Origin of the sequence: Paraburkholderia sp. J7, assembly GCF_905220155.1 — a bacterium.
Classification (GTDB): Bacteria; Pseudomonadota; Gammaproteobacteria; order Burkholderiales; family Burkholderiaceae; genus Paraburkholderia.
Genome location: NZ_CAJMYZ010000001.1, coordinates 677559 through 696542 on the forward strand (window position 1 = coordinate 677559; position 18984 = coordinate 696542).

Annotated in this window: 16 protein-coding genes; 5 read left to right on the forward strand and 11 right to left on the reverse strand. The window is 64.5% G+C overall.

Features of this window, described 5'->3' with window-relative positions:
* Positions 1–88: 88 nt before the first annotated feature.
* A complete protein-coding gene (locus tag U5A58_RS03040) occupies positions 89–775 on the reverse strand; it encodes an orotate phosphoribosyltransferase (protein WP_254318767.1) in 687 nt (228 codons plus the stop codon).
* Between the two features lie 368 nt (positions 776–1143).
* Here U5A58_RS03040 and U5A58_RS03045 point away from each other — a divergent pair, with 368 nt between their 5' ends.
* Positions 1144–2400, forward strand: coding sequence for an MFS transporter (locus tag U5A58_RS03045; protein WP_321960214.1), 1257 nt, complete (start codon positions 1144–1146; stop codon positions 2398–2400).
* 211 nt (positions 2401–2611) lie between these two features.
* The gene (locus tag U5A58_RS03050; RefSeq protein WP_321960215.1) at positions 2612–4897 is read left to right on the forward strand and encodes an NADP-dependent malic enzyme; all 2286 of its coding nucleotides are present in this window, start codon (positions 2612–2614) and stop codon (positions 4895–4897) included.
* 94 nt (positions 4898–4991) lie between these two features.
* Here U5A58_RS03050 and U5A58_RS03055 read toward each other — a convergent pair whose 3' ends face one another.
* On the reverse strand, positions 4992–8594 hold the full coding sequence (locus U5A58_RS03055) for an indolepyruvate ferredoxin oxidoreductase family protein (RefSeq protein WP_321960216.1): 3603 nt from the start codon (positions 8592–8594) through the stop codon (positions 4992–4994).
* Between the two features lie 405 nt (positions 8595–8999).
* Here U5A58_RS03055 and U5A58_RS03060 point away from each other — a divergent pair, with 405 nt between their 5' ends.
* Positions 9000–9188, forward strand: a complete 189-nt coding sequence (locus U5A58_RS03060) for a hypothetical protein (protein WP_321915268.1) — start codon at positions 9000–9002, stop codon at positions 9186–9188.
* A 130-nt stretch (positions 9189–9318) separates the two neighbouring features.
* Here the strand turns inward: U5A58_RS03060 and hppD are convergent, their stop codons facing one another.
* Positions 9319–10416: a 4-hydroxyphenylpyruvate dioxygenase gene (gene hppD, locus U5A58_RS03065; RefSeq protein WP_321915266.1), complete on the reverse strand. Its 1098-nt coding sequence runs from the start codon at positions 10414–10416 to the stop codon at positions 9319–9321.
* A 140-nt stretch (positions 10417–10556) separates the two neighbouring features.
* Between hppD and U5A58_RS03070 the strand changes: the two genes are divergently transcribed.
* Complete coding sequence (locus U5A58_RS03070; RefSeq protein WP_028203439.1) at positions 10557–11051, forward strand: Lrp/AsnC family transcriptional regulator; 495 nt, start codon at positions 10557–10559, stop codon at positions 11049–11051.
* 83 nt (positions 11052–11134) lie between these two features.
* Here U5A58_RS03070 and U5A58_RS03075 read toward each other — a convergent pair whose 3' ends face one another.
* The 8 genes from U5A58_RS03075 to paaA form a co-directional block, all read right to left on the reverse strand.
* Positions 11135–11800: a GNAT family N-acetyltransferase gene (locus tag U5A58_RS03075; protein WP_321960217.1), complete on the reverse strand. Its 666-nt coding sequence runs from the start codon at positions 11798–11800 to the stop codon at positions 11135–11137.
* Between the two features lie 262 nt (positions 11801–12062).
* Complete coding sequence (locus tag U5A58_RS03080) at positions 12063–12665, reverse strand: TetR/AcrR family transcriptional regulator (RefSeq protein ID WP_321937119.1); 603 nt, start codon at positions 12663–12665, stop codon at positions 12063–12065.
* Between the two features lie 6 nt (positions 12666–12671).
* Positions 12672–13496 (reverse strand): DUF1835 domain-containing protein, encoded by an 825-nt coding sequence (locus tag U5A58_RS03085; RefSeq protein WP_321960218.1) that lies wholly within the window; start codon positions 13494–13496, stop codon positions 12672–12674.
* A 165-nt stretch (positions 13497–13661) separates the two neighbouring features.
* Positions 13662–14750: a 1,2-phenylacetyl-CoA epoxidase subunit PaaE gene (gene paaE, locus U5A58_RS03090; RefSeq protein WP_321915262.1), complete on the reverse strand. Its 1089-nt coding sequence runs from the start codon at positions 14748–14750 to the stop codon at positions 13662–13664.
* Between the two features lies 1 nt (position 14751).
* Positions 14752–15279, reverse strand: coding sequence for a 1,2-phenylacetyl-CoA epoxidase subunit PaaD (gene paaD, locus U5A58_RS03095; protein WP_321960219.1), 528 nt, complete (start codon positions 15277–15279; stop codon positions 14752–14754).
* 29 nt (positions 15280–15308) lie between these two features.
* Positions 15309–16115, reverse strand: coding sequence for a 1,2-phenylacetyl-CoA epoxidase subunit PaaC (gene paaC / locus U5A58_RS03100; protein ID WP_321960220.1), 807 nt, complete (start codon positions 16113–16115; stop codon positions 15309–15311).
* Between the two features lie 9 nt (positions 16116–16124).
* A complete protein-coding gene (gene paaB, locus U5A58_RS03105) occupies positions 16125–16409 on the reverse strand; it encodes a 1,2-phenylacetyl-CoA epoxidase subunit PaaB (RefSeq protein WP_028203445.1) in 285 nt (94 codons plus the stop codon).
* A 27-nt stretch (positions 16410–16436) separates the two neighbouring features.
* Complete coding sequence (paaA, locus tag U5A58_RS03110) at positions 16437–17435, reverse strand: 1,2-phenylacetyl-CoA epoxidase subunit PaaA (RefSeq protein ID WP_321960221.1); 999 nt, start codon at positions 17433–17435, stop codon at positions 16437–16439.
* A gap of 254 nt (positions 17436–17689) precedes the next feature.
* Between paaA and U5A58_RS03115 the strand changes: the two genes are divergently transcribed.
* Positions 17690–18949 (forward strand): SGNH/GDSL hydrolase family protein, encoded by a 1260-nt coding sequence (locus U5A58_RS03115; protein ID WP_321960222.1) that lies wholly within the window; start codon positions 17690–17692, stop codon positions 18947–18949.
* Positions 18950–18984 lie beyond the last annotated feature (35 nt).

Genomic DNA, 18984 nt, shown 5'->3' on the forward strand with positions numbered 1-18984 from the left:
GCGCGGCCCCGGCCAGAAAAAAAGGCCATCTGCCCCATGAGGCAGATGGCCTTTTTGCTATGCGCTCGAACTTGCGCGGCGAGTGCGCTTACTGCGGTGCCGACGTTGCGCCGCCGTGCGCAGCCGACCACTCAGCCGGTGCGTGCAGGAATTTTTCGACTTCGTCGAGCGTCTTCGTTTCGAAGTAGCCCGATTGCTTGGCGACGCGCAGCACGTCCCACCACGTAGCGAGTGCGTGCAGGTCGACGTCGATGTCCTTCAGGACCGAGACGCTTTCCTTGAAGATGTTGTAGTGAAACAGCACGAAGCAGTGGTTCACCTGCGCGCCGGCCGTGCGCAGCGCGTTGATGAAGTTGATCTTGCTGCGGCTGTCGGTGGTCAGGTCTTCGACGAGCAGCACGCGCTGGCCTTCGGTGAGCAGACCTTCGATCTGCGCGTTGCGGCCGAAACCCTTCGGCTTCTTGCGCACGTACTGCATGGGCACCATCAGGCGGTCGGAGAGCCATGCCGCGAACGGAATGCCCGCGGTTTCGCCGCCGGCCACGGCGTCGATCTGCTCGTAGCCGACGTCGCGCAGGATCGTGGCTTCGGCCATTTCCATCAGGCCGCGGCGCACGCGCGGGTACGAGATCAGCTTGCGGCAGTCGATATAGACCGGGCTCGCCCAGCCGGAGGTGAAGATGAAGGGCTTTTCGGCGTTGAAGTGCACGGCCTTCACTTCGAGCAGCATTTTCGCGGTTGCGTCCGAGATCGTCTGGCGATCGTAGCCTGTCATGGGCGAATCCTTGGATATGAGTGCGGGAGGAGGGTGGGCGCGTGGCCCGGTGGCGCTGGCACGGCAGGCTCGAAGCGTGGCTTCGGCGCCTGCGGTGCGCGGCCCGGAGGCGTGGATCGTCTGACAACATCGGTCAGGACGACTCGCCCGGTCCGGACGGCTTCTCTTGCGCGCGTAGGCCGGTATTTTACCCGACTTGACGATCGCCGACGAGTTGCGATGGCAACTGCCGACAGTGATGTGGGGTACGAACACCAGCGGCGCTGCGGGATTCCCGGTTCGCAGCGCGGTTGTGACGGCCCGGCCACGCCTTTACACTCACGCCGGTTTGCGTTCCCCGTCAGCGCACGTTTCCCAGGATTGCCTACATGACCGCCGTTTCCCCGCCCGGAGCCTCTGCCAACCCGGCCACCACCCCGCGCGGCCACGCTCTGCGTGCGCTGGTCGCTTCGGTGCTCGGCTACGCCATGGACGGCTTCGATCTGCTGATGCTCGGCTTCATGCTGCCCGCAATCAGCGCCGATCTGCATCTCTCCGGCGCGCAGGCGGGCGCGCTCGTCACGTGGACGCTCGTCGGCGCGGTGGTGGGCGGCATCGTCTTCGGGCTTTTGAGCGACCGCTACGGGCGCGTGCGCGTGCTCACGTGGACCATCCTGCTGTTCGCCGTCTTCACCGGCATGTGCGCGCTGGCGCGCGGCTACGGCGACCTGCTCGTCTACCGGACGATCGCGGGCATCGGGCTGGGCGGCGAATTCGGCATTGGCATGGCGCTCGTTGCCGAGGCGTGGCCCGCACACTTGCGCGCGCGGGCGTCGTCGTATGTCGGGCTCGGCTGGCAAGTGGGCGTGCTGGCCGCGGCGCTGCTCACGCCGCTGCTGCTCCCGCTGATCGGCTGGCGCGGCATGTTCGCCATCGGGCTGTTGCCGGCGGTCGTGTCGTTCGTGGTGCGCCGACGCGTGGAGGAGCCCGAGCTTTTCGTCGCGCATGCGCAGCGCGTGGCTGTCGCGGCGAAGGCCGGGCGCCCGCGCGCGCTGCGTATGCTCGTGGCCGATGCGCGCACTGCGCGCGCGAGCCTGGGTGTGGCCGTGCTGTGCTCGGTGCAGAACTTCGGCTACTACGGTCTGATGATCTGGCTGCCCGCCTACCTTTCGAAGTCCTTCGGCTATTCGCTCACGAAGTCGGGGCTCTGGACCGCCGCGACGGTTGCCGGCATGGCGCTCGGCATCTGGCTTTTCGGCATCGCAGCCGACCGGTTCGGCCGCCGGCCCGCCTTCCTGTTCTATCAAGCCGGCGCCGTGATCATGGTGTTCGTCTACGCGCAGCTTTCCACGCCGTTTGCGCTGCTGATCGGCGGCGCGGCGATGGGCGTGTTCGTCAACGGCATGATCGGCGGCTATGGCGCGCTCATTTCCGAGTTGTACCCGACCGCCGCGCGCGCCACCGCGCAGAACGTGCTGTTCAACATCGGCCGCGCGGTGGGCGGCTTCGGGCCCCTCGCCGTGGGCGCACTGGCCGCCCGTTATTCCTTCACGGCGGCGCTCGGCATGCTCGCCGCCATCTACGGGCTCGATATCCTCGCGACCCTCTTCCTGATCCCCGAACGGCGCGGCGCAGCGCTCGAATAAGCACGGCGCATCGGTCAGACGAAAGCGCTGCGCGCGGCCGCAGTATCGGCCCTGCGAATTCCCGGTATCAGTCTTTGACCCACGTGGATGCGAACGACGCCAGGTGTACACTAATCGGCCCTGCTGGAACGCTCGTGCCGCGCGAACCGGCGGGCCTACGACCATAAAAGATTCTCTCTCTCACGTCTCTCATGTCCAGGCAGGCCTGAAAATGGATGAACAACTGAAGCAAAGCGCGCTCGCGTATCACCAGAATCCGAAGCCCGGCAAGATTTCGGTCACGCCGACCAAACCGCTCTCCAACCAGCTCGATCTTTCGCTCGCGTACTCGCCGGGCGTCGCGGCGGCTTGCGAGGCGATCCACGCCGACCCGCTCGATGCGCAGAAGTACACCTCGCGCGCCAACCTCGTCGGCGTCGTGACGAACGGCACGGCCGTGCTCGGCCTTGGCAACATCGGCCCGCTCGCGGCCAAGCCGGTCATGGAAGGCAAGGGCTGCCTCTTCAAGAAGTTCGCAGGCATCGACGTCTTCGACATCGAACTCGACGAACTGGACCCGGACAAGCTGGTCGACGCCATCGCGATGCTCGAGCCGACGCTCGGCGGCATCAACCTCGAGGACATCAAGGCGCCCGAGTGCTTCTACATCGAGCAGAAGCTGCGCGAGCGCATGAAGATTCCCGTCTTCCACGACGACCAGCATGGCACGGCCATCATTGCATCCGCTGCGATCCTCAATGGCCTGAAGGTCGTGGGCAAGGAACTCGGCAGCGTGAAGCTCGTGTGCTCGGGTGCGGGCGCGGCGGCGATTGCGTGTCTGGACCTGCTCGTGAAGCTGGGTCTGAAGAAAGAGAACATCCTCGTCACCGACTCGAAGGGCGTGATCTACGAGGGGCGCGGCAATCTCGATCCGTCGAAGGCGCGCTATGCGGCCAACACCGAAGCGCGCACGCTTGGCGACGCGATCAAGGCGGCAGACGTGTTCCTTGGCTGCTCGAGCGCAGGCGTGCTCAAGCCCGAGATGGTCAAGGAAATGGGCGACAAGCCGCTGATCCTCGCACTCGCGAACCCGGAGCCGGAAATCCGCCCGGAAGAAGCGAAGAAGGTGCGCCCGGACGCGATCATCGCCACGGGCCGTTCGGACTATCCGAACCAGGTCAACAACGTGCTGTGCTTCCCGTTCATCTTCCGCGGCGCGCTGGACGTGGGCGCGACCACCATCACGGAAGAGATGAAGCTCGCGTGCGTGCGCGCGATCGCGGAACTCGCCGAGGAAACCGATCAGGGCGACGAAGTGGCGAAGGCCTATGAAGGCCACACGCTCGAATTCGGCCCGGAATACCTGATTCCGAAGCCGTTCGACCCGCGCCTCATCATCAAGATCGCACCGGCCGTGGCGCAAGCCGCGATGGATTCGGGCGTGGCCACGCGTCCGATCCAGGACATGGACGCCTACCGCGAGCAGCTTGGCGCGACGGTCTACCGCTCGGGCATGGTGATGCGTCCGGTGTTCGCGGCGGCGAAGGCCAACTGCGCGCGCATCGTGTTCGCTGAAGGCGAAGACGAGCGCGTGCTGCGCGCCGCGCAGTTCGTGCTCAACGAGAAGATCGCCAGGCCGATCATCGTGGGCCGTCCGTCGGTCGTGGAAATGCGCCTGAAAAAGATGGGCTCGAAGCTGCGCCCGGGCACCGACTTCGAGATTGTCGATCCGGAAGACGATCCGCGCTTCCAGAAAAGCTGGCAGGCGTACCACGAACTCGGCGCGCGCCAGGGCATCACGCCCGACGTGGCGAAGGCTTCGGTGCGCAAGTTCAATACGCTGATCGGCGCGATTCTCGTGCATCTGGGCGACGCCGACGGCATGATCTGCGGCCTGCTCAACAGCTTCGACTATCACCTCAAGTTCGTCGATCAGGTGTTCGGCAAGGCGAAGGAAGCGCAGAACTACGCGGCGATGAACCTGCTGATGCTGCCGGGCCGCAACATCTTCATCAGCGACACGTACGTGAACGAAGTGCCGAGCGCCGAGCAGCTCGCCGACATGACGATCCTCGCCGCGCGCGAAATCGAGAAGTTCGGCATCACGCCGAAGGTGGCGCTGCTTTCGTCGTCGAACTTCGGCAGTGTGCGTTCGTCGACGTCACAGCGCATGCAGGCTGCGCGCGAGCTGATCGCCGCACGCGATCCGCAACTCGAAGTGGACGGCGAAATGCACGGCGACGCGGCGCTCTCCGAGCTGATCCGCAAGCAGTCGTTCCCGGGCACCACGCTCACGGGCGAAGCGAACCTGCTGATCATGCCGAACGTGGAAGCGGCCAATATCGCGTACAACCTGCTGAAGGTGATTGGCGGTGAAGGCGTGACGGTGGGCCCGTTCCTGCTGGGCGCTTCGAAGCCGGTGCACATCCTCACGCCGGCGGCGACCGTGCGACGCATCATCAACATGACGGCGGTGGCTTCGGCTAACGCGAATGTCGCGAAGGCGGCGGCGAAGTAAGCGCGCTTTCGGCAATCGCCTGATGTGAAAAGGGCGCTCCGCGGGGTGAATTGACCCCACGGAGCGCCCTTTGTTTTACGGCTTCAAGAAAGCATCAAGCCGCGTGCCGAGCCGCGCCGTTTTCCGGTGAACGCCACTTCGCAAGCAGCGTGGCCCACTTCGCGCGCGTAGCCTTGAGGTTGTTTTCCTTCACGTGGCCATAACCGCGAATTGCGTCGGGCAGATTCGCGAGTTCGACTGCGAGCGGCAGATTCGCCTCGCTTAATCCGCCGATCACTTCGCGCATCAGTGCCTCGTACTCGCCGATCAGCGCACGTTCGTGACGTCGTTCCTCGGTGCGGCCGAACGGATCGAGCGCCGTGCCACGCAGGAACTTGAGCTTCGCGAGCACGCGCATGGCGCTCAGCATGCGCGGACCGTACTGCTTCTTCAGCAGATGGCCCTTGTCGTCGTGCTTCGCGAACGAGGGCGGTGCGAGATGGACGTTCACCTTCCAGTCGCCTTCGAAGCTCGCCTTGATCTTCTCGATGAACGCTGGGTCCGCATAGAGGCGCGCCACTTCGTACTCGTCCTTGTACGCCATCAGCTTGTGCAGGTTCTTCGCCACGGCTTCGGTCAGCGCTGACTGGCCGTCCGCGTGCTCGAGCTTTGCTTCGGCCTGACGCACGCTTTCGACGAATGCGCGATAGCGCCGCGCGTACGCCTCGTTCTGATACGCGGCGAGATACTGCGCCCGCTTGTCGATGAGCGCGTCGAGCGCTTTCGGCGTATGCAGCGAGACGATCTTGGCGCCGGCAGCATCGGCGTTCTGCTCGGGCAGCGGCTTTTTCACGAGCTGATCCACCGCCGCGCAATCGTGCGCCACGCGCCGGCCCCATTCGAACGCCGCGAGATTCTTCTCGACCTGTACCGCGTTCAACTCGATCGCACGCACGAGCGACTCGTGCGTAAGCGGCAGCCAGCCTTTCTGCCATGCGTAGCCGAGCACGAACGGGTTCGTGTAGATCGCGTCGCCGAGCAGCGCGAGCGCGTAGCGGTTTGCATCGACGGTCGCGACGTTGTCCGTGCCCGCTGCGGCGCGCACATCGGCTTCGGTGTTGGAGCCCGGGAACTGCCACTGCGGATTCTTGATGAATTCGGCGGTCGGCGTGGGCGCGCTGTTGAGCACGACGTGCGTCATGCCTTCCTGCATGCGTGAAACGCAGTCGTCGCCCGCCGTCACGATGGCGTCGCAGCCGATCACGAGGTTCGCTTCGCCCATGGCGATACGCGTGGCGTGGATGTCGCCGGGCTGGTTGGCGATCTGCACATGGCTCATCACCGCGCCGCCCTTTTGCGCGAGGCCGGTCACGTCGAGCACGGTCACGCCCTTGGCTTCGAGGTGCGCGGCCATGCCGAGCAGCGCGCCGATCGTCACCACGCCAGTGCCGCCCACACCCGTCACGAGCACACCATAGGGGCGGCCGATTGCGGGCACGTCGGGCGTTGGCACGCCCGGCATCGTCTCGTTCGCCACGCTGCTCGTCTTCGGTTTGCGCAACTGGCCGCCTTCTACCGTCACGAAGCTCGGGCAAAAGCCCTTCAGACACGAGAAGTCCTTGTTGCACGTGGACTGGTTGATCTGACGCTTCGTGCCGTATTCGGTGTCGAGCGGCTCGACACTCAGGCAGTTCGACTGCACCGAGCAGTCGCCGCAGCCTTCGCACACGGCCTCGTTGATAACCACGCGCTTTGCAGGGTCCGGATACGTGCCGCGCTTGCGGCGGCGGCGCTTTTCGGTGGCGCAGGTCTGGTCGTAGATCAGGATCGTCGTGCCGGGAATCTCACGCAACTCGCGCTGGATCGCATCGAGCTGATCGCGATGGTGGATCGTCACGCCCGGCGCGAGCTTCGTGGCGGGTTCACCTTCGTACTTCTCGGGTTCGTCGGTGACGATCGCGATCTTCGCCGCGCCTTCGGCGGCGACCTGATGCGTGATCTGCGGCACGGTGAGCGTGCCGTCCACGGGCTGTCCGCCCGTCATCGCCACCGCGTCGTTGTAGAGGATCTTATAGGTGATGTTCGCCTTCGACGCGATCGCCGCGCGAATCGCGAGCAGCCCTGAATGGAAGTAGGTGCCGTCGCCGAGGTTGGCGAACACGTGCTTGTCGTTCGTGAACGGCGCCTGGCCGACCCACGCCACGCCTTCGCCACCCATCTGGCTGAAGGTGCTCGTATTGCGGTCCATCCACACGGTCATGTAGTGGCAGCCGATGCCGGCCATCGCGCGCGAGCCCTCGGGCACGTTCGTCGATGTGTTGTGCGGGCAGCCGGAACAGAACCACGGCTTGCGCTCGGCTTGCACACGCGGTTTCGCGAGCGCCTTTTCCTTCGCTTCGATCACCGTCATGCGCGCGGCGATACGCGCGCGCACGTCGGAGGGCAACTCGAACTTTTCGAGCCGCGTGGAGATCGCTTTCGCGATGATCGCCGGCGACAGCTCGTAGTGCGCGGGCAGGAGCCAGTTGCCCATCGGCACCGACCATTCGCCGCCGGCGCCGTCCTTCTCGTCGAACTTGCCGTACACGCGCGGACGCTGCGCATCGGGCCAGTTGTACAACTCTTCCTTGATCGCGTATTCGAGAATCTGACGCTTTTCCTCGACCACGAGAATTTCTTCGAGGCCGCGCGCGAAGGCGTGCGCGCCCTGCGCTTCGAGCGGCCACACACAGCCCACCTTGTAGAGCCGGATGCCGATGCGCGAGCAGGTTTCGTCGTCGAGACCGAGGTCGGTGAGCGCCTGGCGCACGTCGAGATACGCCTTGCCGCCGGTGATGATGCCAAAGCGCGCATGCGGCGAATCGATCTCGATGCGGTCGAGCTTGTTGGCGCGCACGTAGGCGAGCCCTGCGTACCACTTGTAGTCGAGCAGACGCGCTTCCTGCACGAGCGGCGGATCGGGCCAGCGGATGTTCAGGCCGCCTTCGGGCATCGCGAAGTCTTCGGGCAGGATGATGTTCGTGCGGTGCGGGTCGATCTCGACCGAAGCCGACGATTCGACCACGTCGGTCACGCATTTCATCGCGACCCAGAGGCCCGAATAGCGGCTCATCGCCCAGCCGTGCAGGCCGAAATCGAGATATTCCTGCACGTTCGACGGGAACAGCACCGGCAGGCCGCAGGCCTTGAAGAGGTGCTCCGACTGGTGCGCAAGCGTGGACGACTTGGCCGCGTGGTCGTCGCCGGCGAGCACGAGCACGCCGCCGTGAGGCGAGGAGCCCGCCGAGTTGCCGTGCTTGAACACGTCGCCGCTGCGGTCGACGCCCGGGCCCTTGCCGTACCACATCGAAAACACGCCATCGTATTTCGCGGACGGGTAGAGGTTCACCTGCTGCGAGCCCCAAACGGCGGTCGCGGCGAGGTCTTCGTTCACACCTGGTTGAAATACGATTTGATGCGCGGCGAGATGCTGCTTCGCCTTCCAGAGGGACTGATCGAGACCGCCGAGCGGCGAGCCACGATAGCCTGAGATGAACCCCGCGGTATTGAGACCGGCGGCCTTGTCGCGCTCCTGCTGCAGCATCGGCAGGCGGACCAGCGCCTGGATGCCGCTCATGTACGCGCGGCCGCGTTCGAGGGTGTATTTATCGTCGAGCGTGACGGAAGCGAGTGCGGCTTCGAGCGAAGCGCGCTGACCTGCGTCGAGCGGGGCATTCATTATGTGTCTTCCTCCATCCAACCAATCCGTTGTGGGATCGCCAGAACTTCAGGGCCTCGGCATCTTGTGAATGCGTTGGCCGGGGTCGCCATATTGGCTTCTTTCTTTCGATAGTAGCACTCGGATAAACCCGCCGCTTCGAGGCCAGGAGCGCTGCGCCGCACTGCGCAGCATGTTTCAGGCCCGTGGCTCCGTGTCGCGCAGGCGGCCTGAAATCCCAGTGTAATAATGGATGTATCGAATTCATCAGAGGAGTAACAACGTGTAAAACTTGCACTGCATGGGAACCGGTCTTGAATATCCTGTCTAACTCCCTCACCTGTGCGAACCGCGCAGCCTCCCTGGCTGATAACAGTTTTTAAAAGGGGCACTACTGCGACAGGCAGTCTAAAAAAGGAGTCCAGCATGAATAATCGACATATCCAGACCTTCCTGACGGTCTCGGCCGCGTTCTTTGCCATGAGCGCGCCACTGCATTCCAACGCCAGCACGAGGAGCGGCGAGAGTGCGACGACCCGATGCGCCCAGTACACGCTGAGCATCAAGGCTGATACGAACGCCATGCCGGCCGCGAAGGCCGAACGCAAATCCTGATGCCGCGCTGATCCGCGCAGCATTCCATTCATGAGAATGCGTCGCCGGGTGTGCGGCGGCGGATTCAAAAGCTAAAAAGGGCGAAGATCGCGTGATCTTCGCCCTTTTTGTTTAGCTCGAGGCCGATGCGTCAGGCTTTGTCCTGCACCACGCCGCGGCGGATCTGGTCGAGTTCGATCGACTCGAACAGCGCCTTGAAGTTGCCCTCGCCGAAGCCCTGGTTGCCCTTGCGCTGGATGATCTCGAAGAAGATCGGGCCAATCTGGTTCTCGGTGAAGATCTGCAGCAGCAGGTCTTCGGGCATGCCGTCGATCAGGATCTTGCGCTTCTTCAGTTCTTCCAGCGGCTCGGTATGGCCGGGAACGCGGCGGTTCACGAGTTCGTAGTAGGTGTCGATCGTGTCGAGCAGGGCGATCTCTTTGGCGCGCAGGCCATCCACGGTGCGGTAGATGTCGTTGGTGCCGAGCGCGATGTGCTGGATGCCTTCGCCGTGATAGGCGTCGAGGTATTCCTGGATCTGGCCGGCCGTCTCGCCGCCTTCCTCGTTGATCGGAATGCGGATCTTGCCGCAGGGCGAGGTCATCGCCTTCGACTTCACGCCCGTGACCTTGCCTTCAATGTCGAAGTAGCGGATTTCGCGGAAGTTGAAGAGCCGTTCGTAGAACTCGGCCCATTCGGCCATGCGGCCGCGGTGGACGTTGTGCGTGAGGTGATCGATATAGGTGAGGCCGTGGCCGACGGGGTTCTGATCGGCGCCCGCAATCGGCTCGAAGTCGACGTCATAGATGCTGATATCGCCAATGCTGCCCGGCGCCGCACCATTCTTGCCGCGCCAGCGGTCGACGAAATAGATCAGCGAGTCGCCAATGCCCTTGATCGCCGGAATGTTCAGCTCCATCGGGCCCGTCTTGTTGTCGAAGCCCCACGCGCCGAGTTCGAGTGCGTGCTTGTAGGCCTTGGCGGCGTCCTGCACGCGAAATGCGATCGCGCAGATCGATGGACCGTGCAGGCGCGCAAAGCGCTGGGCGAACGAGTCGGGTTCGCCGTTGACGATGAAGTTGATGTCGCCCTGGCGGTAGAGCGTCACGTCCTTGTGGCGATGGCGCGCGATGGCGGTGAAGCCCATGCGTTCGAACAGTTTGCCGAGCGCCTTGGGGTCCGGCGCGGTGTATTCGATGAACTCGAAGCCGTCGGTGCCGACGGGGTTCTCCCAGTTGGGGACCTGCATGGTTGTCTCCTGGCTGATGTCGATCAGATTTCGTGCAACACAGTGTAGTCCGCCGTATTGGGCGAAAACTTGCGAGTTAAGTCGTGTCGCCAACGATTTGCGCTATAAACTGCCTTGGATAGACGATCGGAAGGCAGAAAATGGCAAGCATTGAATTAGACGCAATCGACAGGCGCATTCTGGCAATCCTTCAGGAGAATGGCCGTCTCTCGAACCAGGAGATCGCGGAGCGCGTGAACCTCTCGCCGAGTCCATGCTTGCGGCGCATCCGGCGGCTGGAAGAAAGCGGCGTGATTCGCAGCTACGTGGCGCTGCTCGATGCGCAGAAGCTGGGGCTCGATCTGCTTGCCTACGTGAACGTGCGGCTGGAAAAGCGCGGGCCGACGGCGGCAGGGCGCGAGGGCGTGACGCACGCCGAGCTGTTTCGTGCGGCGGTGCAGACGTGGCCCGAGGTGGTGGCCTGCCATGCCATGACGGGCGACATGGATTTCCTGCTGCGCGTGCAGGTGGAGGATATGGCGCACTTCTCGCGCTTCGTGCAGGACCAGTTGCTGCACCATCCTTCGGTGATCGACGTGAAGTCGAGCTTTTCGCTCGATACGTTCAAGGAAACGACGGCTTTGCCGATCCGCTGACTGCGTGGCGTCGTGCAGCAGACGCAAAAAAAGCGGCCGAAGCCGCTTTTTTCAGTGCATCAGTCTGTCCCGAAGAGCAGGAGTCATGCCGCGACAGCGTGCGGCAGGATCGTTTCCATCAGCTTGCTGGCCTGGCGCGCCTGACGCTTGAGCGCGTAGTCGAACACGGCGGCTTGCTCCTGGAGCATTTCCGCGATGATGCTGCTCTGGTCGGCCGGCTCGAGCGAGAGATACGCGTCGGCTTCGCCATAGGCGTACTCGATCTTCATGCCCGACTTCTTCGCGATGTGCATCATCGTCGAGTTGCGCGACAGGCAGTGCATGTAAAGCGTGGTGACGTGCGTGTTGCGGCTGCGGATGGCGGCGCGCTCGAACAGCTTCGAGCCGATGCCCTGGCCGCGCGCGCTTTCCAGCACCGACACGCCGAACTCAGCCGTGCGGCCGTTGCCGTCCGCCGGCAAGTAGGCCAGATGGCCGACGCCCACGAGCTGCAATTGGTGATCGAACACGCCGAACACGGTGTCTCGCGTAAAGTCCATCGAGCGCACGTACTTTTCGATCACATGGTCCGGAGCGGCCTGGCCGAAGCGCAGCAGGCGGTCATCGCTATCGAGCGTGAGAAAGTGCGCGAGCAGGCGTTCGCGGTCTGCCGAGGTGAGCACTCGCACCATGACGGGCGCATGACCGGACGTCAGCGGACGAGCGGACGAAATGATCGGCACGTTGGCTTGGGTCGAAAGCGGGTTCATGGTGGGTTCTCCTTAAAATGCATGCCGCATGGTGCAGCGCAATGCGCATTCTAGCGGAAACCCTGGGTGTGCTCTAGGGAAAACCCGAAGTGTAAATTTGAGTGTTGCGCCTAATTAATAATGATATAGGCGCAAGCGATTGATTATAAACGGATAATTTTTCTGATCGATTGACGCGTCAACTGTTGTCATGGTGCATCATGTCGCATCGCAACAATCTGGCCCGAAAATTTCGGCTCCGTTGGCACCGCTCAGGTACCGCTCAAGCACCCTTCAGCCCGTGATCGACCATGGCGATCACCTGCTCGGCGAAGTCGCGATAGCCCATGCGGCCACCCGGCTTGAGCCACGTGAATGTCCAGTTGATCATGCCGAACACCATCATCGTCAGCGCGGTCTGGTTTTCGTTCGTGACCCGGCCGGGGTACGCACGCGCGAGTTGGCGCGTAAAGGCGGCGACCACGTCGCGCTGGCGGTTCAGGATGATTTCGCGCTGAGCGTCCACGAGGTATTTGACGTCGTTCAGGAGCGCCACGTGGCGGCTGTGCGAGGTTTCGTATTCCGCGAGGAACGCGCGAATCAGCTCGGCGAAGCTCTCGCGCTCGTCGTGACCGCGCCGCTGGCTCGCGCCTTCCACCTCCGCGATGATCAGCATGAGGCGCTTGGTGTAGCGATCGAGCAGATCGAAGAGGATCGCTTCCTTGCTCTCGTAATAGTGATAGAGCCTGGCCTTCGAGGTGCCGCTGGCGGCGGCGAGGTCCGACATCGAGGTGCTCGGGTAGCTCGTCTGCGCGAATTTGGCGGCAGCGAGTTCGAGGATCTGGTCGCGTTGGGTTTCGTGGTCGGGCGCTCGGGTGCGTGCCATGGGAATTCAGCGGGGGAGGGAAAGATGCGCGGCGGTTTGCGGAAGCGGCGGACGCGCGGCGCGTGCAGCCGCGGCAAGCGGCGCGCAGGCGGCGCACATATCGTCGCGCAGACGCAGTTCTTCTGCCGCGCACAGCTCGCGCAGGCGCCACAGTATGACCGGCTCGCCAACCGTGAAGCCGGCCCCGCCGCGCGTGAGCTCTGCGCCGAGCACGTCGCTGGCGAGCCACGATGCGCCCGCCGGACGGTCCTCATGGGCGTCGAGCACGTCGAGGATCATGGCGTCGAGGTCGCTCCACGTGCCGCTCGTAAAGGTGTTGTCGCGCCAGCGGCGCGTCTCGCCGTTGGCGAACTTGGCTTCCTGCCACTCCAGCGCGAGGCGGGTGATGCGCAGCACCGAGATCGGCGCGGCATCGGGCAAGCGCGCCTCGATGCGGGCGGCGGCGTTCTGGCCCGAAATCTCGTCGACGGTGAGGCGCACCTCGTTCAGCCGCTGCGGGACATCGCGCAGGCGATAGCAGACCCGCCGCAGTGCGAGCTGGTGGGCGGCGTCGTGCGTGTGCCAGATCACCACGTGGGAGTCGTCGGCTTCGAGAGCGGTCAGCGCGGCGCAGTCGTCGTGCGCCAGGGCTGGCGGGACATCGCCGAGACGCTCCCAGAAGGCGGCGCGCAGCGCCACGCCGGGGCCGCCCGCCACGTCGATGTCGCGCAACGGACCGACTGTCAGGTCGTCGCGCAGGGCGATCACGCGGTCCGCATGGCCTGTCGCTTCGAGAGCCTGACGCAGCGCCGCCGCGGCCGGATCGCCGTAAATGAGGTGAATCGTGGTCATCGACAACTCGTTGCGTTCACGACGAACGCCCAGTAAGCCCGAAAGCGCGCAAATAACAAAAGGAGCCGCCCGCGGGTGTTGCAGCGCTGCGCTGCAACACCCGCGGGCGGCCCCTAGTGTAAGCGGATCGCCTGCAGGCCGAAAGCGTGCTGTTGCTCTAACGCCTTAACGTTCGTCGAAACTCACGACCACACGCTCGCTCACCGGATGGCACTGGCAAGTGAGCACGAAGCCGTCCTTCACCTCCTGCTCCTCGAGCGTGTAGTTCTTGTCCATCTTCACCTCGCCCTCGAGCACCTTGGCGCGGCAGGTGCAGCACACGCCGCCCTTGCATGCGTACGGCAGCGCCAGACCCGCCTTCAGGCCGACGTCGAGCAGGCTCACGCCCTCGTACGGCAGGCGCATCTTGCGCTTCTTCCCGTCGATGACGATTTCGAGGTCGGCGGCCGGCGTGTTTTCGGTGATCTCGACATTCGGCACGCCCGCCTGCGGCAGCGGCGAGCCGAAGCGCTCCACATGTACCTTTTGCTGCGGCACGCCCGCGTCCTTGAACGCGGCCTCGGCGGCGTCCATCATCGGGCCGGGCCCGCAGATGAACGCTTCGTCGATCTCGTCGGCCGGCAGCAGGGTTTCGAGGAACGCTGCGCACTTGGCTTGATCGAGCACGCCGTTGAACAGCTCGACGTCCTGCAGGTCGTCCGAGAGCACGTGATAGAGGCGGAAGCGGCTCATGAAGCGGTTCTTCAGGTCCTCCAGCTCTTCGGCGAACATGATCGCGTCGACGCTGCGGTTGCCGTACACGAGCGTGAACGCGCTGCGCGGCTCGGTTTCGAGCGTCGTCTTGATGATCGCGAGCACGGGCGTGATGCCCGAACCGCCCGAAAACGCCACGTAATGCTTGCCGTGCTCGGCGTTCAGGTGCGTGAAGAAGCGGCCATCGGGCGTCATCACGTCGATCTCGTGGCCTGGCGCGAGCTGATCGAACGCGAAGTTCGAGAAGCGCCCGCCGCGCACGCGCTTGATGCCGATACGCAGCTCGCCGTCGCGGTCATAGTCGGTCACGCCCACGCAGATCGAGTACGACCGGCGCGTTTCTTCGCCGTCGATGTGGGTCTTGAGCGTGACGAACTGACCCTGAGTGAAGCGATACGCGTCGCGCAGCTCGGGCGGGACTTCGAAAGCGACGGAGACCGCGTCCGCGGTTTCGGGCCGCACTTCGCGGATGCGCAGCGAATGGAATTGCGGAGTGGCCATATCAGTACGGTTTGAAGTAGTCGAAGGGTTCGCGGCAGTCGATGCAGCGGTAGAGCGCCTTGCACGCGGTCGAGCCGAACTGCGCGAGGCGTTCGGTGTGCTTCGAGCCGCAGTGCGGGCAGGCGGGCGCGGGCAGTTTTCTCGGCACGAAGATGATCGGCTGTTCGGCCGATCGCGGTTCGGAGCCGCAGTTACCCGTAGGTGGCGCGATGCCGTAGGCGCGCAGCTTCTCGCGCGCTTCGTCGGTGATCCAGTCGGTGGTCCACGCGGGCGTCAGGGTCGTCGCGATGCGATACGGCGCGAGTGCGGCGGCGTCGAGCGCGTGCGCGACGTCCTCCGCGATCTGCGACATCGCCGGGCAGCCGGAGTAGGTGGGCGTGATGACCACTTCGATCTGGCCGTCGGCGGCGCGTCGCACGTCGCGCAGGATGCCCAGTTCGCGGATCGACACGACCGGAATCTCCGGATCGGGCACCGATTCCAGCACTTCCCAGGCGCGTTCGAGCGCGTGATCTGCCGTTGCTTGCATCGTGACTTCCTCGTTTCCTGCGGGGGGGCTTACCAGCGCGCGTCCGGGTGCTGGCGCGCGAGGCTCTGCATCTCGGCCAGCACGAAACCCATGTGCTCCGAGTGCTCGCCGTGCTTGCCGGTCGTGATGTGCTTCACGGGCGCGGGCATGGCGAGCGTGGCTTCCTCGAGCGCGGCTTCCACATCGACGCGCCACGCGGCTTCGAGCTGGGCCGCGAGCGGCGCGATGCCGGCTTCGGCCACCGCCGTTTCCACGGCGTCGGTGCTGAAGAACTCACGTGTGTAGGGCATGAGCCAGTCGAGCGCGGCCTGGGCGCGGCGGTGCGATTCGTCGGTGCCGTCGCCGAAACGGATCAGCCACTCGCGCGCATGGTGCACGTGGTAGCGCGTTTCCTTGATCGAGCGCTCGGCGATCGCGGCCAGCTGCGGGTCGGCGGAGCGCAGCAGCGCGGTCCACAGATGCGCCATCAGCGAGGCGTAAAGGAAGTTGCGCACGATCGTGACGGCGTAGTCGTTCGCCGAATGCGTCGTGCCGGCGAGCGGGCCAAAGTGCGGCAGCTCCGCGAGCGTGTAGTTCGCGAACTCGCGCTCCGCGCGGAAGTAGGCGTAGTCGTCTTCCGTACGGTCGCGGCCGGTGAGCGCCTTTTCGAGCGTGGCGGCGTGCGTGTAGAGCAGGCGCGCCTGACCGATCAGGTCGAGGCTCATGTTGGCGAGCGCGATATCTTCTTCGAGAATCGGGCCGTGGCCGCACCATTCCGTATTGCGCTGACCGAGGATCAGCGCCGTATCGGCGAGGCGCAGCACGTACGCGAGTTGTTCAGGCGTGGGCGTCGTCATGTTGCGCTCTTACATGTGGTTGACTTCGTCGGGCAGCGTGTAGAACGTCGGGTGGCGATAGATCTTGTCGCCGGCCGGCTCGAAGAGCTCAGCCTTCTCGTTCGGATCCGATGCCGTAATCGCCGACGACGGCACCACCCAGATGCTCACGCCTTCCTGACGGCGCGTGTAGACGTCGCGCGCCATGCGCAGCGCCATCGAGGCGTCGGACGCGTGCAGGCTGCCACAGTGCTTGTGGTCGAGGCCCTGCTTGCTACGCACGAACACTTCCCAGATCGGCCATTCCTTGTTCATCGTGGATCTCCTTCTTTCCTGTATGAGTTACGCGGCGTGTTTTTCGGCGCGCTGACGCTGCTTTTCGGCATGCGCGAGGGCGGCTTCACGCACCCACGTGCCTTCGTTGTGCGCCTTCACGCGCGTGCCGAGGCGCTCGCGGTTGCACGGGCCGTCGCCGTTCACGACGCGCCAGAATTCTTCCCAGTCGATCGTGCCGTAGTCGTAGTGGCCGCGCGCTTCGTTCCATTTCAGGTCGGGGTCGGGCAGCGTGACGCCCAGCACCTTGGCCTGCTCGACCGTTGCGTCGACGAACTTCTGGCGCAGGTCGTCGTTCGAGATGCGCTTGATCCCCCATTTGGCCGACTGGTTGCTGTGGACCGAATCGGCGTCGCTCGGGCCGAACATCATCAGCACCGGCCACCACCAGCGGTTGACGGACTGCTGCACGAGTTCGCGCTGTGCTTCGGTGCCGCTCATCATGGCGAGCAGGGCGTCGAAGCCCTGGCGCTGGTGGAACGACTCTTCCTTGCAGATGCGGATCATGGCGCGCGCGTACGGGCCGTACGTGCAGCGGCACAGCGGAATCTGGTTCATGATCGCGGCGCCGTCCACGAGCCAGCCGATCACGCCAACGTCCGCCCAGGTGGGCGTCGGGTAATTGAAGATGCTCGAATACTTGGCCTTGCCGGCGTGCAGCGCGTCAACCAGCTGGTCGCGCGAAACGCCGAGCGTTTCCGCCGCGCTATAGAGATAGAGGCCGTGGCCCGCTTCGTCCTGCACCTTGGCGAGCAGGATCGCCTTGCGCTTGAGGCTGGGTGCGCGCGAAATCCAGTTGCCTTCCGGCAGCATGCCGACGACTTCCGAATGCGCATGCTGCGAGATCTGGCGCACGAGCGTCTTGCGGTAGGCTTCGGGCATCCAGTCCTGCGGCTCGACCTTGCCGTCGGCGGCCATGATCGCGTCGAACTGCGCCTGCTCCGGCGAGGCTGCGTCCGCATCGAGCGGAGCAACATTGCCGGGGATGTCGAGGGATTGCGTGTACATGGAGACGCTCTCGTCGAAGTTGGGTATGTCGCGCAGTATAAACCAACCGACCGGTCGGTAAATGAATTTTTTGAGGTGGCTCAAAAAGATTGCGCTCACCGTTGGGTTTTAGCGGGGCGGCAGCAGGATTGCCCGGGTTTTGTGCGGGTGGGTGGCATGCGCGTGTGCCTAATGCGCTGGACTGTCAGGCGGATGGAAGGCTGCGCACCGGGCCATGGGGCACAATGCCCCTTTGCCAGCGCACTCGCTTACGGATGAAGATTTCTTTTGCTCCCCTCGCGGCTGCGGCCGCCGTGTTCATTTCACTTGGCGCCGCGTCACCCGCATTCGCCGATCAAGCTTCGGGCCCCTGGGTAACGAGCTGGGCGACGGCGCTGCAGTCGATCCCCGAGCGCGATGCGCTCCCGGCGCTGTACCGCGCGCCCGAAGTGGCCGGGCGGACCGTTCGGCAGATCGTGTATCCGACACTGGGCGGCACGGTTGCGCGGGTGCATGTCAGCAACCTCTATGGGCGCACGCCGCTCGTGATCGAGGCGATGGCGATGGCGCCGTCTGCGGGTGGCGCGGCAACGAGCGAGGCGGGTATGGCGCGTGTGACATTCGGCGGGCGGCCGGCGGTGACGGTGCCTCCCGGCGCCGCGCTCGATAGCGATCCGGTGCAGATCGATCTAAAGGCGCACGCGCCTTATGCCATTAGTTCCTATATGGGACCTGAGCAGAAGATGGTCGCGTGGCACCGCGTGGCGAGCCAGGTGAACTACGTCTCGCGTCCGGGCAATCATGTTGCCGAGCCGTCGATCGGCGCGTTCGCCGAGCGCTTTACGCAGTTCGCGTGGGTGACGGGGCTCGCGGTCGAGGCGCAGGGGGCGGCGACTGTCGCGGCGATCGGCGACTCAATTACCGATGGCATGCGTTCCTCGCTGAATCAGAACCGCCGCTGGCCGGACGCGTTGGCGCGCCGCATCGCCCAGTCGCAGCGCACGGATCTCGCCGTGATCGACCTGGGGATCAGCGGCAACCGGCTGCTGAGCGATTCGCCTTGCTACGGTGAGGCGCTCGAGCGGCGCTTCGGGCGTGATGCGCTTGGCCATCCGGGAGTAAAAACGGTGGTGCTGCTCATCGGCATCAACGACATCAACTTCCAGGCGATGCCGGCCCGATCCGGCCTCGACTGCGACTTTCCTCATACGCATGTGGACGCGAACGACCTGATCGCGGGTTATCGCCGCGTGATCGCGCAGGCGCATGGGCGCGGCGTGCGCATCTTTGGCGCGACGCTCACGCCGGCTTCGTTGCCGCCGGAACGCGAGGCGATCCGTACAGCGGTGAACCAATGGGTCAGGACGAGCGGGGCATTCGATGGCGTAGTCGATTTCGATGCGGCACTGCGCGACCCGGCGGATCCTGCGCGACTGCGTTACGGATATGACAGCGGCGACCACATCCACCCTAGCGACGCGGGCTACGCGGCGATGGCGAATGCGGTGCCGCTGGAGGCCCTTGCCCGGAAGTAAGGAATATTTGCGCCACCCCCTTGCGCGGCGCCGTT